13 protein-coding genes are annotated in these 13535 nt (G+C 60.7%); all 13 read left to right on the top strand.

Features of this window, described 5'->3' with window-relative positions:
• The first annotated feature begins 1 nt into the window (after position 1).
• Positions 2 to 553 carry a hypoxanthine phosphoribosyltransferase gene (gene hpt, locus QDX22_RS07745; protein WP_110099263.1) on the top strand — a complete coding sequence of 184 codons (552 nt, stop codon included), beginning with the start codon at positions 2 to 4 and terminating at the stop codon, positions 551 to 553.
• A gap of 130 nt (positions 554 to 683) precedes the next feature.
• Positions 684 to 2711, top strand: coding sequence for an ATP-dependent zinc metalloprotease FtsH (gene ftsH / locus QDX22_RS07740; protein WP_279717712.1), 2028 nt, complete (start codon positions 684 to 686; stop codon positions 2709 to 2711).
• Positions 2711 to 3271, top strand: coding sequence for a GTP cyclohydrolase I FolE (gene folE / locus QDX22_RS07735; protein ID WP_110101599.1), 561 nt, complete (start codon positions 2711 to 2713; stop codon positions 3269 to 3271). The genes ftsH and folE overlap by 1 nt, the downstream gene beginning before the upstream one ends.
• 28 nt (positions 3272 to 3299) lie before the next feature.
• Positions 3300 to 4208 carry a dihydropteroate synthase gene (gene folP, locus QDX22_RS07730; RefSeq protein ID WP_110101598.1) on the top strand — a complete coding sequence of 303 codons (909 nt, stop codon included), beginning with the start codon at positions 3300 to 3302 and terminating at the stop codon, positions 4206 to 4208.
• Positions 4205 to 4597 carry a dihydroneopterin aldolase gene (gene folB, locus QDX22_RS07725; protein WP_110099266.1) on the top strand — a complete coding sequence of 131 codons (393 nt, stop codon included), beginning with the start codon at positions 4205 to 4207 and terminating at the stop codon, positions 4595 to 4597. The genes folP and folB overlap by 4 nt, the downstream gene beginning before the upstream one ends.
• The gene (folK, locus tag QDX22_RS07720; RefSeq protein WP_110099267.1) at positions 4585 to 5067 is read left to right on the top strand and encodes a 2-amino-4-hydroxy-6-hydroxymethyldihydropteridine diphosphokinase; all 483 of its coding nucleotides are present in this window, start codon (positions 4585 to 4587) and stop codon (positions 5065 to 5067) included. Before folB ends, folK begins: the two co-directional genes overlap by 13 nt.
• Positions 5064 to 5570, top strand: a complete 507-nt coding sequence (locus QDX22_RS07715; protein WP_110099268.1) for a DUF3180 domain-containing protein — start codon at positions 5064 to 5066, stop codon at positions 5568 to 5570. The genes folK and QDX22_RS07715 overlap by 4 nt, the downstream gene beginning before the upstream one ends.
• Before the next feature lie 63 nt (positions 5571 to 5633).
• Complete coding sequence (locus QDX22_RS07710) at positions 5634 to 6398, top strand: PH domain-containing protein (RefSeq protein WP_110110845.1); 765 nt, start codon at positions 5634 to 5636, stop codon at positions 6396 to 6398.
• Between the two features lie 7 nt (positions 6399 to 6405).
• Positions 6406 to 7965 carry a PH domain-containing protein gene (locus tag QDX22_RS07705; RefSeq protein ID WP_279717711.1) on the top strand — a complete coding sequence of 520 codons (1560 nt, stop codon included), beginning with the start codon at positions 6406 to 6408 and terminating at the stop codon, positions 7963 to 7965.
• Entirely contained in the window at positions 7962 to 8882 is a 921-nt protein-coding gene (locus QDX22_RS07700; RefSeq protein ID WP_279717710.1) for a Rossmann-like and DUF2520 domain-containing protein, read from the top strand. The genes QDX22_RS07705 and QDX22_RS07700 overlap by 4 nt, the downstream gene beginning before the upstream one ends.
• A 98-nt stretch (positions 8883 to 8980) precedes the next feature.
• A complete protein-coding gene (locus QDX22_RS07695; RefSeq protein WP_279675450.1) occupies positions 8981 to 10423 on the top strand; it encodes an APC family permease in 1443 nt (480 codons plus the stop codon).
• A gap of 62 nt (positions 10424 to 10485) precedes the next feature.
• Positions 10486 to 11352: a pantoate--beta-alanine ligase gene (panC, locus tag QDX22_RS07690; RefSeq protein ID WP_279673433.1), complete on the top strand. Its 867-nt coding sequence runs from the start codon at positions 10486 to 10488 to the stop codon at positions 11350 to 11352.
• Positions 11345 to 13264: a M13 family metallopeptidase gene (locus QDX22_RS07685; RefSeq protein ID WP_279717708.1), complete on the top strand. Its 1920-nt coding sequence runs from the start codon at positions 11345 to 11347 to the stop codon at positions 13262 to 13264. The genes panC and QDX22_RS07685 overlap by 8 nt, the downstream gene beginning before the upstream one ends.
• Positions 13265 to 13535 lie beyond the last annotated feature (271 nt).

Genomic DNA, 13535 nt, shown 5'->3' with positions numbered 1-13535 from the left:
GATGAAAGTAGAAGACATCGAGGATGACCTCCTGCACGTCTTACTGGACAAACAGCAATTGCGCGACACCGTGGCGCGGTTGGCAGCCCAGATCGACGAGGACTATCACGATAAAGACGTGCTGATGGTCGGCGTACTTAAGGGCGCGATTATGGTGATGGCCGATCTGTCTCGAGCCATGACCTCCCACGTCACCCTGGACTTCATGGCGGTGTCTTCCTATGGGTCGGGCACCAAATCTTCCGGTGTGGTCCGAATCCTGAAGGACCTGGAAACCGACCTGATGGGTCGGCACGTGCTGATCGTGGAAGACATTATCGACTCGGGGCTGACCTTGTCGTGGTTGCGCACCAATCTGGAATCTCGTGGCCCTGCGTCGGTGGAGATCTGCACGTTGTTGCGCAAGCCGGATGCATTGAAGGTCGACATCGACGTTAAATACGTCGGCGCCGATATCCCCAATGAATTCGTCGTCGGCTACGGGCTCGATTACGCGGAGAAATACCGCAACCTCGAGCTGGTGGCTACGCTGGCTCCGCACGTGTACTCCTAAGGGGACTGTCATTCCCCTGGCGTCGCTGTCCACTTGTTGCGAAAGCGTGTCAACCAAACTCCACCCCAAGTTGACGTTGCCGATATGCTAGGGCGAGTACGCGTTCTGCGCGCGGGGGTAAGGAGACTGAGTGAACGTCAAAAAGATTTTCAAGGGCCCGATCATTTGGATCGTGCTCGCTGTGCTGATGCTGTTAATCGTGGTTCCAGTGCTGACCTCTGGAACCCAAACCCAGCTGGATACCTCCGAAGGTGTGCAGCTACTCAAAGACGATAAAGCAGAGCAAGCCAAAGTCTCCGATAACGACCACCGCGTGGATCTGACCCTGCGTGACAACTACGAGCACGAAGGTCAGGACGTCGGCACTGACGTCTACTTCTTTTACTCCACCGACCGCGCTGAAACGGTCATGGACACCATTGCCGAGTCCAACGTGGAGGACTACACCGACGAACCGGTGCAAAATAACTGGTTCCTGTCCATGTTGGGCTTCTTGATCCCGTTCATCATTATTGCCCTGTTGTTCTGGTTCATTCTCTCCCGCATGCAGGGTGGTGGCGGCAAGATCATGCAGTTCGGTAAGTCCAAGGCCAAGATGGTCGACAAGGACATGCCACAGGTGACCTTCAAAGACGTCGCCGGTATCGACGAGGCAGTCGACGAGCTGTACGAGATCAAAGAATTCCTCACCGAGCCAGCGAAGTTCCACGCGGTGGGTGCCAAGATTCCGAAGGGTGTACTCCTCTACGGTCCTCCCGGGACCGGTAAAACCCTGGTTGCCAAGGCCGTGGCCGGCGAGGCCGAAGCGCCGTTCTACTCGATTTCGGGTTCGGACTTCGTGGAAATGTTCGTCGGTGTCGGTGCCTCCCGCGTGCGCGATCTCTTCGAACAGGCCAAGAATCACGCCCCGGCGATTGTCTTTATCGACGAGATCGATGCGGTGGGTCGTCACCGTGGCGCCGGTATCGGTGGCGGTAATGACGAACGCGAACAGACCCTGAATCAGCTACTGGTGGAAATGGACGGTTTCGACGCCAACACCAACGTCATCCTGATCGCTGCGACCAACCGTCCTGACGTCTTGGACCAGGCGTTGTTGCGTCCGGGTCGTTTCGACCGTCAGATTCCCATCGAGGCCCCCGATCTGGAAGGCCGGCTGAAGATCCTGACCGTCCACGCCCAAGGCAAGCCGATGACCGACGACGTGGACTTGAAGACCCTGGCTCAGAAAACCCCGGGTTTCTCGGGTGCGGATCTGGCCAATGTGCTCAATGAGGCCGCGCTACTCACCGCCCGCTCTAACGCGCAGTTGATCGACAACCGCGCGTTGGATGAGGCCGTCGATCGCGTGATGGCCGGTCCGCAACGACGCACCCGGTTGATGAAAGAACACGAGCGCAAAGTCACCGCTTACCACGAGGGCGGGCACGCGCTGGTGGCGGCCGGATTGCGCAACTCAGCCCCGGTCACTAAGGTCACCATCCTTCCGCGCGGAAAAGCGCTGGGCTACACCATGGTGATCCCGGAAGAAGATAAGTACTCGGTCACCCGCAACGAGCTACTCGACCAGCTGGCCTATGCCATGGGTGGACGGGTGGCCGAAGAGATTATTTTCCACGACCCCTCCACCGGTGCCTCCAATGACATTGAGAAGGCCACCGAAACCGCGCGTAAAATGGTCACCGACTACGGCATGTCGGCCAAGATCGGGACTGTGAAGCTGGGCTCGGCCAACCAGGATGCCTACGCCCAACAAGAGCCCAACCGCAATTACTCCGATGAGCTGGCCTCGGTGGTTGATGAGGAGGTCCGTGGCCTATTAGACAATGCACACGCCGAGGCCCACTGGATTCTGACCGAAAACCGGGACGTGCTCGATGAGTTAGCGTCCCAGTTGCTCAGCCGGGAGACCCTGAACCGAGCCGAGTTGGACGAAATCTTCGCACCGGTGCGCAAACGCGACCCGCGTCCGCTGTGGCTGTTCAATGAAGATCGTCCGGTCTCCGATATTCCACCGGTCCAGACTGAGGCCGAAAAGAAGGCCGCTCAACAAGCCGGTGAGGATCCGGAACGGCACTCCGATACCCTCAACCCGCTGGTCCAACCTGGCGACGGATTGCCGAATGACAGCCCCGGCGAGAGTCCGCAGGGGTGCTAATGGACCTGCCACGCATTGAAGCCGCCGTGCGTGAGATCCTGGAAGCTATCGGCGAAGATCCCGACCGCGACGGGCTACGGGAAACCCCGGCGCGCGTGGCACGTAGCTACGCCGAAATTTTCGGAGGACTGGGCCAAGAACCTGGCGAGGTGCTGGAAAAGACCTTCGACCTGGTCCACGACGAGATGGTGCTGGTCAAGGACATCGCCTTCTACTCCACCTGTGAACACCACCTGTTGCCCTTCCACGGTCAGGCCCATATCGGTTATATCCCCTCGGAGTCGGGCAAAGTGACCGGTTTGTCCAAGCTGGCCCGGCTGGTCAATGTTTACGCCCGGCGCCCACAGGTCCAAGAACGCCTGACCGATCAGCTGGTTGAAGCGCTGATGACTCATCTGCACCCGCGCGGGGCTATTGTGGTAGTAGAAGCAGAGCATTTGTGCATGTCGATGCGGGGCGTAAAATCCCCCGGAGCCATGACCGTCACCTCAGCAGTGCGCGGACAATTGCGCGATGCTTCCACTCGCTCCGAAGCCATGAGCTTGATCTTGCGAAAGTAACCACCGGCAGACCGTTGAAAGGACGAACATGAGTATGGCAGCCGTGCCCGGAACCGGGCCTTCCACCGGACCGCTCAGCGTGGTGCGCAAGGTTCACCGCGCCACGTTCTCCGAGTTGGACACCTCCCGCACCCTGGTCATGGGAATTCTGAACGTGACCGATAATTCCTTCTCCGATGGGGGCGAACACTTCTCCGTGGAGTCGGCGATCGATCACGGGTTGCGCATGCACTACGCCGGTGCCGACCTGGTTGACGTCGGTGGCGAATCCACCGCGCCGGGGCGCCAAGAGGTCTCCGCCGAGGAGGAACAGCAGCGCATTCTGCCGGTTGTGGAGGCACTGATCAAGGCCGGCGTGCTGGTCTCGGTCGATACTCGCCACGCCGCCACCGCGCGGGCGGCCATGGACTACGGCGAGATCATCATCAACGACGTCTCCGGACTGAACTTCGATCCCGAGATGCCACACCTGATCGCCGAAACCGGGGCCAAGTACATCCTCACCCACAACCGTGGGGATGCCACCACCATGGACGATGCAGCAAAGTATGAGGACCTGACTGCCGAGGTCGTGGCCGAGTTGGGCCAGATCATCGAGGCCTTCACCAACGCCGGGGTCTGTCGCGACCAGCTGATCGTCGATCCGGGCTTAGGCTTCGCCAAGCTGGGCGCGCACAACTGGGAGCTCTTGGGCCAGCTGGAGGCCATAGAGCAACTGGGTTATCCGGTGTTGGTTGGCGCCTCCCGCAAACGGTTCTTGGGCACTGTACTGGCTAACCGCCACGGCGAACCACGTCCGGTGGATGAGCGCGATATTGCCACCGCCGCCGTGACGGCCTTGGTCGCCCAGCGCAAGATCTGGGCGGTGCGGGTCCACGATGTGCCCACTAATCTGGACGCCGTGAAGGTCGCCACCGCCTGGGCGGATGCTCGATGAGCGAAGACAAACACCACGACGATCTGATCACCCTCACCGGGGTGCGTGGCCGCGGTTTTCACGGGGTTTTGGACTCTGAAAAACAGGCCGGACAGGTTTTCATCGTCGACGCCGAGCTGAGTCTGGATGTGTCGGTGGCCGCCACCTACGACGAGGTCAACTACACGGTGGACTACGCCGAGGTGGCCACCACGATCCAGCGACTGATCTCCGGACAGGCCTATGACCTGATCGAAACGCTCGGTGTGCAGATTGCCAGCACCTTGCTGGAAGAACAGCCACTGGTGGAACACGTCAAGATCACGGTGCACAAGCCGCAAGCTCCAGTGCCGGCGGATTTTGCCGATGTGAGCGTCACTATCGAGCGTGGACGGGCATGGAACCAGTAACCGCGGTGCTCTCGCTCGGGGCTAACCTCCACGATCCACGGCGACAGCTAGCTGAGGCCGTCGTGGCTCTGAAGGGCCATCCCCAGATCTTGACGGTGCAGGCCTCACCACTGGCGCGCACCACACCGGTCGGATCGGTGGAACAACCCGACTTTCTCAACCAAACCCTCATCATCACCACCACACTGAGTGCCGAGGAGTTATTGGCCTTTGGCCACGATCTGGAAGCGCGCGCCCATCGCCGGCGCGAGGTGCGTTGGGGCCCGCGGACCCTGGACGTTGACGTCATCGATTACGATCAGCAACACCGCGCTGATCCTCAGCTGACGCTACCGCACCCGCGCGCGCACGAACGCGGATTCGTGCTGGTGCCCTGGAGCTGGATCGACCCCGACGCCACGCTGGATGGCACACCGATCACCGAGCTGATCCAAGCTGCTACCGATGCCGATGAGGTGCACCGTCTATGAAGACCACCCGGCCCGGCCTATTGGTGCTGACCCTGGTCATCGCTGCCGCGATCGGCTGGATCGGCACTCTGCTCACCACCGCCTACCGACTACCGGTGCCGGTGCTGGGTATTGCCGCGGTGATCACCCTGACCGCTGTGGCAGCCTTGTTGATGGTGCTCGGGATCCGCGTGTTGCGCGATCGGAAGAAACCCCCGGCGGCCCGGATGAATCCTCTGGCAGCGGCCCGAACTGTGGTGCTCGCCCAAGCCACCGCCTACACCGGAATGGTGATCGCCGGATGGCACATCGGGATTCTCATCGATCGGATCCCCGCGGCCGGTATTGGCTCTCAAACCACGGTAGATGCCATGATGATGGTGGTCACCGGTGCAGCGGTGACGGTGATCGGCCTCGTCGTCGAGCAATGGTGTAAGATTCCGCCCGATGATGAATCGGATGACCGGTCCGATCCTCCGCCGAGGTCGCCCGGGCTACCTCAAGCCGGTCGTAACCTGCCCTGATGTTGTCCCCTTAAGACCGCAAGCACCCACCGGACAAGAACCGAACGGAAAGAACGGACCAGTATGGCTGATCATCAGCAGTATCCGCCCCGTCCACCGCAACGGCCGAAAACGCCACCGCCATCCTCTCCTGAAGACCAACAGTACCCACCCCGGCCTGGGGGCCAGTCGTCGCCCCCGCCCGACGATCAGCGCCAGCAGCCCGCGCCTGCACGGAAACAGCCGGTCGCCCAAGCGCCCAAATCCTCGGTGGCTCACGTTCTCGCCCAATCCCCACCACCGAGATTCTCGGATCCCGACCGGGCTGACCGATCCGGCCAGAAAAAACTCGATTTCGGGGTGGACTTCACTCCGGTGTCATCCAAGCTGATCACGGTGCGCTACATTCATTCGATCTTTTCCCTGCTGATCGGGTTGGCAATTACCGGGACCATGGCGGTGGTGGCGACCTTTGTCCTCGCTGAATTCGAGGACGTCGGGTCTTGGTTCGCACTGTTCTGGGTCCTTCCCGCCGGCGTACTGATCTTCTATATCGTCAAGTTTTTCCTGATCCCACGTCAGGTGCGGGCCATTGGCTACGCCGAACGTGAGGACGATGTGGTGACCAAGCGCGGACTGTGGATCCGTCGGGTGATGGCGGTCCCCTACGGTCGCCTGCAGTACGTGGACATCAACAGTGGGCCACTGCAACGCCACTTCAACATTTGCGACCTGACCCTGACCACCGCGGCCTCGAGCTCCGTCCTTGAGGGGGTTCCCCTGGAGGAAGCAGAACGACTGCGCGAAGAACTCACCGCCCGTGGGCAGGCCCGCCTGGCTGGATTGTGAGGTGACCATGTCGCAACAGCACCAATCGGGGGCCGAGCCACCATGGCGTCGCATGCACCCGTTGACACCGATCGCCTCGGCCGGATCGATTATCCTGGTGGTTTTCTTCTTCATCATCGTCAATCTCGGCTTGCAGGTGTTGACGTTCTTGCAGGAGGTTGGCGACATGGAGGGTGGTGTGTTCATCATCTTGGGGATCATCGTGCTGGCGATCGCCGCCTTGATCATCTTCCCCTACCTCTCCTGGCGGTTCCACAAGTTTCGGATTACCGATGACGCGGTAGAACGAGTCAAGGGATGGCTTTTTGTCTCCCGCCGGCGGATGCGGCTGGACCGGATTCAGGCTGTCGAAATTCGTCGACCATTGTTGGCACGGATTTTCGGGCTGGCCGAGCTGACCGTGGAAGCTGCCGATGGTGATGCCACGGCTCTGACCCTGCAATTCATTAAGAACGACGAGGCCACTCAACTCCGTTCTGAAATTCTGCGCAAAGCCTCTGGCGCCCAGCATGGCTCGAGTCCTTCCGCACAGCCCTCTAGCGGACAACCAGCAGACCCCGGTCAACCGGTGGCACCGATGCTGGACGACGAACATCTGGTACCGATGCTACGGATCAGCACCGTTAGGCTCTTCGGATCGTCGCTCATGGCATCGCTGGTCTTCCCCCTCGCGGTCGTGGTCCTCTATGCGCTCGCCATGATTGTCGCGCTGGTGATCTTCGGTACCGACCCCGCGATCTTGGGGATCATTACCGTCATCGGGATCAGTCTGCTGCCACTGTCCGTGTTTCTCGCCGCGGTCGGTGGCATCGCTCCGGCCATCACCTACTACGGTTACACGGTGTGGCGCGGTGTCAACGGCCTGAAAATCACCTACGGTCTGGTCCAGACCGTCAACCAGACCGTGCCTCCCGGGCGTGTGCAGGCCGTCGGGATCCGGCAACCTCTACTGTGGCGCATCTTTGGCTGGTACGAGCTGAAAATCAATACCGCCGGCTACGGTTTAGCCGCGGGTGATTCGGTCAAATCCACAGTGCTACCGGTCGGCAGTCTGGACGATGTGTTCCGGGTACTGTCCATCCTGGCCCCGGACCCCGGTGTTGATCGAATGGACCAGGTCGTGATCGCGGGCTTGAAAGACTCCAAGGGCAACCGTGGCGGTTTCATCAACGCGCCCCGCCGCTCCTGGTGGCTGATGCCCTTCCAGTTCCGTCGGCACGGTTTCGCGATCACCCCGTCCCTGCTGTTGCTTCGCTCCGGACGATTCAACCGCGCGCTCACGCTGCTACCGCACGACCGCATCCAGTCCATCTCGCTGGCTCAGGGCATCCGCGCCCGGTGGTGCTCGCTGGTCTCCGTTTCCTTCCCGACCGCCTCCGGGCCGGTGGATGTCGGCCTAAAGCATATGGACCTGGCCGTCGGGGTGCAATTGGCCCACTTCGAAGAATCCGTGGCCGCCATCGCCCGACGCTACTCCGACCGCGACCGGTGGATGGATGACACCGAACTGCAACGGTTCGACAACGCCACCGACCAAGCCGAGAAAACCCTGGAGAACGCTCAGTGACCGTCGACGAGCCAGCCTCAGGGATCAGCGCGGGCGCACCGGGCCGACTCGGCATCGGGGTGATCAGCGCCGGAAAAGTCGGTGCGGTGCTCGGGGCAGCCCTGCGCGACCTCGGCCATGCCATCACCGGCGTACACGCCGTCTCCGACGCCTCCCGAACCCGCGCCGAATCACTGTTGCCCGAGGTTCCCATCCTCGATATTCCCGATATTCTGCGCCGTTCCGAAATGGTGCTCTTGGCCGTTCCCGACGACGTGCTAGGGGAGCTGGTCGCCGGGCTGGTCACCGCCGGCCACGTGCAAACCGGACACCTGATGGTCCACACCTCCGGCCGTCACGGCTTAGCGGTCCTCGAGCCGATCAGAAGCCAGGGCGCGATCCCGATGGCGATCCACCCGGCGATGACCTTCACCGGACTCAGCCTGGATCTGGCCCGACTGCACCGCACGGCCTTCGGCATCACCGCCGATCCCATTACCCTGCCGATTGCCCAAGCCTTGGTGACCGAACTCGGTGGCACCCCGGTGGTGGTGCCTGAACAGCACCGGGCCACCTACCACGCCGCGCTCTCCCACGCCTCCAACCACTTGGTGACCCTCACCGCCGAAGCCGCCCAGATCCTGGAATCCATCGGCATCGAGGACACCTCGGCGGTCCTGGGGCAACTGATGAACGCCAGTCTGGATAATGCGCTGAGCTCTGGCGATCAGGCACTCACCGGCCCGGTCGCCCGCGGTGACGTGGGCACCGTAGCCGACCACGTGAACGCCCTGAGCGTAGCGGCTGACACCCACCCCGAGCTCGCTGAGGTGCTGACCAGCTACCGTTCACTGTCACTGGCCACTGCCCGCCGTGCCCACGCCCGTGGGGCCATCAGCACCGAGGCCTTCACCGCACTGCAGCAGATCCTGGGGTAGCTAGGACGTTCAATATATGAATGCGGTCACACATATTCGAGCAACTGTGTAATATAGGTCACTATTAGCATGGAGGCTGTTTATCTGAAAGAGGCATGATGTCCGGATCGGGCTCGCAACGAACCGGTGATGTATCGCTGGCAAAAACTCTGACCAATCTTGACGCGTTAGCCCTGGGCTTCGGCGCCATGATCGGCTTCGGGTGGGTGGTGCTGACCGGTGACTGGATCAACGAAGCCGGCACCGTGGGCGCCATCATCGCAGTGCTGGTCGGTGGCGCCATTATGGCTGTGGTAGGTCTTGTCTACTCTGAACTAACCAGCGCAATGCCTAAAGCCGGTGGGATCCACAATTATGCCTTGCGTGCGCTAGGTCCACGTTGGGCATTCATCGCTTCCTGGGCGCTTGCCGGAGGATATGTGACCGTAGTCGCCTTTGAAGCCGTCGCCTTTCCCCGGACCGTCGCATATATAATCCCAGAGATCTCTCAGATTCCTTTGTGGGACGTCGCCGGTGACAAAGTACATCTATCATGGGCGCTACTAGGGGTTGTCGCTGCGATCATCATTACCTGGTTGAACGTGCGAGGAGTTAAACCGGCTTCTATCGCCCAGAACTTCACGGTGATCTTTCTGGTTGCCGTGGGCGTGCTGATGATCTTCGGGTCGGTCACCCGTGGATCTGCCGAAAACATGGAACCACTATTTACGCCTGGAATTGCAGGGATATTTGCAGTTCTGATCGCGATGCCATTTCTTTTCATCGGCTTTGATGTCATCCCGCAGACCGCCGAAGAAGTTAATGTGCCACCTCGGCGCATCGGTTGGCTCGTCGTGATTTCCGTGCTGATGGCAACGGCGTGGTATGCCATGGTGGTCTTGACCACCTCCTCAGCCATGAACGTTAACGATCTTGTTCATGCAGACATCGCCGTCGCTGACGCCTTTGGCACCCTGTTCAATTCCCAGATACTGGCCAATATTCTGATCGCCGGAGGTATCGCCGGAATCCTCACCTCGTGGAATTCGCTGCTGATGGGTGCTTCACGCTTGGTGTACTCGCTATCGCGCACAGGGATGCTGCCGGCGTGGTTTGGGAAGTTGCACCCGAAGTACCAGACGCCCGCCAATGCATTGTATTTTATTGGCGGACTGTCGCTCCTGGCGCCATTCTTCGGGGAAATCATGCTGAACTGGTTGGTCGACTCGGGTGGGCCCTCAATCATCATCGCCTATTTCTTCGTATCTGTGATTTTCGTGGCTTTAAGGAGGAAAGAACCCACCATGGACCGGCCATTGAACATCGGCCGTGGCTGGAAAGGCGAAGTCATTGGGTGGACCTCCATCGTGCTCACCGGCGCGCTGTTCACCGTCTACTTGCCTGGCATGCCCTCGGCACTGGACTGGCAACCGTGGCTGATCTTCGGTATCTGGTGGGTGATCGGTCTCGTCTTCTTCGTCCGAGTACCCGGAGGGATCAAACCCGGCCCGAATGCTGAAGCTGAATTGGTCAGCTTGGCCCGTGACCGCACAAGCCGGTAGGTCCATGCTGGAACACCTCGATCTCAATCGCGACTAGCATGGTAGGCGTGAGTGTCACTGTTGTGAAGACTATTGACCAGGCTCGCGCCGCCATCACCGGCGTGGCCTCGGTGGGTCTGGTGCCCACTATGGGCGCGTTGCACGATGGCCACGGAGCCTTGCTCGAACGCGCCCGGGCCGAGAACGAGCTGGTAGTGGTCTCGAACTTCGTCAACCCATTGCAGTTTGACCGGGATGAAGACTACCAGAACTATCCCCGCGATCTAGCCGGTGACGCTGAACTGGTCACCCGCTACGGGGCCGATGTGATGTTTGCGCCGTCGGTGGAGGAGATGTATCCGATCCTGCCACCGATGGTCAGCGTCTCAGCCGGAGAGATGGGACGGATTTTCGAAGGTGCCTCCCGACCGGGACACTTCGACGGCGTCTGCACCGTGGTGACCAAACTGTGGAATATCCTCCGCCCCGAGCCCGGCACCGCCTTCCGTAGCTATTTCGGTCGCAAAGACGCCCAACAACTAGCGATTCTCACCCGGATGTCCGAGGAACTAAATATCCCGGTCGAGATCGTGCCCGTGGATCTGGTGCGGGCGCCCTCCGGGTTGGCGCTGTCCTCGCGCAACCAACGCCTGGATGAATCCGGTCGCCAACGCGCTCGCGGACTCTCCCAGGGACTGAATTTTTTGCGCGAGCAAGCCGAAGCTGGTCACCCCCTGGATCTAGACCGCGCTCGTGAGTTAGTGGCTGCCGAGGAACAGGTCACCCTCGACTACCTCGAGGTCGTTGACCCGGCCACGCTACAACCCCTCGAAGACCTCTCCGCACCCCTGGCCACCCCGGCCCTGGCCCTGGTGGCCGCCTGGGTGCCACCGGTGCGCTTGATCGACAACATGATGTTAGAACCCCCGCAAAGGAGACCCCGTGACTGAGATATCCGCCCGCCAAGACCTCTACCGCCACGTCAATGGTGCGTGGCTGAACACCCACGAGATCCCTGCCGACCAGGGTGCCTACGGGGCCTTTATGGAACTGCGCGACGAGGCCGAAGAGGCCGTGCACGAGATCCTGAAAGACGCCGAGCTGGACACCAGTGCCACCCGGTTCCCCGCCGATCAACCCACCGCCCGCATCGCCGCGCTGTACCGGGCGTTTATGGATACCGACGCCATTGAAGCCCGGGGGCTGGAACCCATTGCCGGCGAACTGGGCCAGATCGAAAACGTCTCCACCCCCGAAGAGTTTGTGGCCCTCTCGGCCCAGCTGCAGCGCCAGGGCATCTCGGGGCTGATCGCGGCCGGGTCGATGCAGGACGCCGGGGACCCGCAACGGATGTTGCTCCACCTGATCCAGGGCGGGATCGGCCTTCCCGATGAGTCCTATTACCGCGATGAGAAATTCGCCGAGATCCTGCAGGCTTATCAGGACCACATTGCCGCGATGTTCTCCCTGACCGGAATCGGGGGAGACAACCTCCAAACCGGCGACGCAGCCGCGGCCGTGGTCGATCTGGAGAAAAAGATCGCCGGCTACCACTGGGATGTGGTGGCCGTGCGCGATGCGGTGAAACGTTACAACCTGCTCACCCGGGAGGATCTGACCGAGGTTTTCGGACTGGCCAACACCTATCTGGCCGCCCTGGGTGCCGATGACTTCTCCGAAGTGGTGGCCTGGCAACCGGACTTTCTCACCGGCATCAACCAGCTCCTCCACGATGAGCCACTGGACACCTGGAAACTGTGGCTCCAATTCCAAGTCATCTCTTCTTCGGCGCCGTATTTGAGTGACGACCTGGTGAATGAAGACTTCGATTTCTACGGCCGGAAGCTGGCCGGCACCCAAGAGGTCAAGGCCCGGTGGAAGCGTGCGGTCTCCTTCGTCAACGGTGCCGTGGGTGAAGATGTCGCCCAGCTGTATGTGGCCAAACACTTCCCGGCCGGTCATAAAGAAGCCATCGACGAGTTGGTGGCCACCCTGCTGAAGGCCTACCGCAACTCCATTAGCTCCCTGGACTGGATGAGCTCCGAAACTCGCCAGCGGGCTCTGGAAAAACTTGAGCAGTTCAACCCGATGGTCGGCTACCCGGTGAAGTGGGAGGATTACTCGGCCATGGAGGTCTTCCACGACGACCTGATGCGCTCGGTGCGTTCAGCCTCGGCCTTCCACTTCGATCGTGACCTGGCCAAGATCGAGGAAGGACCCGACCCCGAGGAGTGGCACATGACCCCGCAAACGGTCAACGCCTACTACTCTCCGGTGGAAAACGCCATCGTGTTTCCCGCCGCCATCCTGCAACCGCCGTTCTTCGACCCGCAGGCCTCGGCAGCCGAAAACTTCGGTGGCATTGGTGCGGTGATCGGTCACGAAATCGGCCACGGATTTGACGATCAGGGATCCCGTTACGCCGGTGACGGGTCACTGCACGACTGGTGGACCGAAACCGACCGGGAAGCCTTCCAACAACGCACCGGACAGCTGGTCGACCAGTACAATCAGCTCCACCCGGCCGAAGCCCCCGACTACCAGGTCAACGGCGAGCTGACCCTGGGCGAGAACATTGGCGATCTGGGTGGACTGGGCATCGCCCACCAGGCCCTGGAACTCTACCTGGGCGAGACCACCGAAGAGATCGATCGCGAATTCTTCATCGCCTGGGCCACCGTGTGGCGGCAACTGACCCGACGGGAAACCATGATCACCCGGATCAGCGCCGACCCACACTCGCCCAATGAATTCCGGTGCAACCAGGTGGTGAAAAACCTCGACAGTTTCCACCGGGCCTTCGGAACCCAACCCGGGGATCACATGTGGCTGGACGAGGACCAGCGCGTGAGCATCTGGTAGTGCTCTAGATGAGTGAATCCTAATCTCTTCAGCTCAGCTTCGAAACCCGCAACATATGCTTCCATCGGGCCGGACACCTGTACTCGGCTCGATTTTCCTATAACCACCATGATTGGCTCTCCTTGTCTCCAAAATGAATGGAGTACAAGTCCAACACGGTCCAATGATTATGCCGATAGTTTCTGCCCAACACCCGCATGAATCCGGCGATCTGTCACAGGTATCGGCATAGCCCACACCTCGGCATAACACGAGATAGGCGGATGTCGGC

The organism is Auritidibacter ignavus (assembly GCF_029853775.1).
In the GTDB taxonomy this organism is placed as follows: domain Bacteria; phylum Actinomycetota; class Actinomycetes; order Actinomycetales; family Micrococcaceae; genus Auritidibacter; species Auritidibacter ignavus.
The sequence above is the reverse complement of the archived record's forward strand: the minus strand, read 5'-3'. Positions and strand labels throughout refer to the sequence as shown.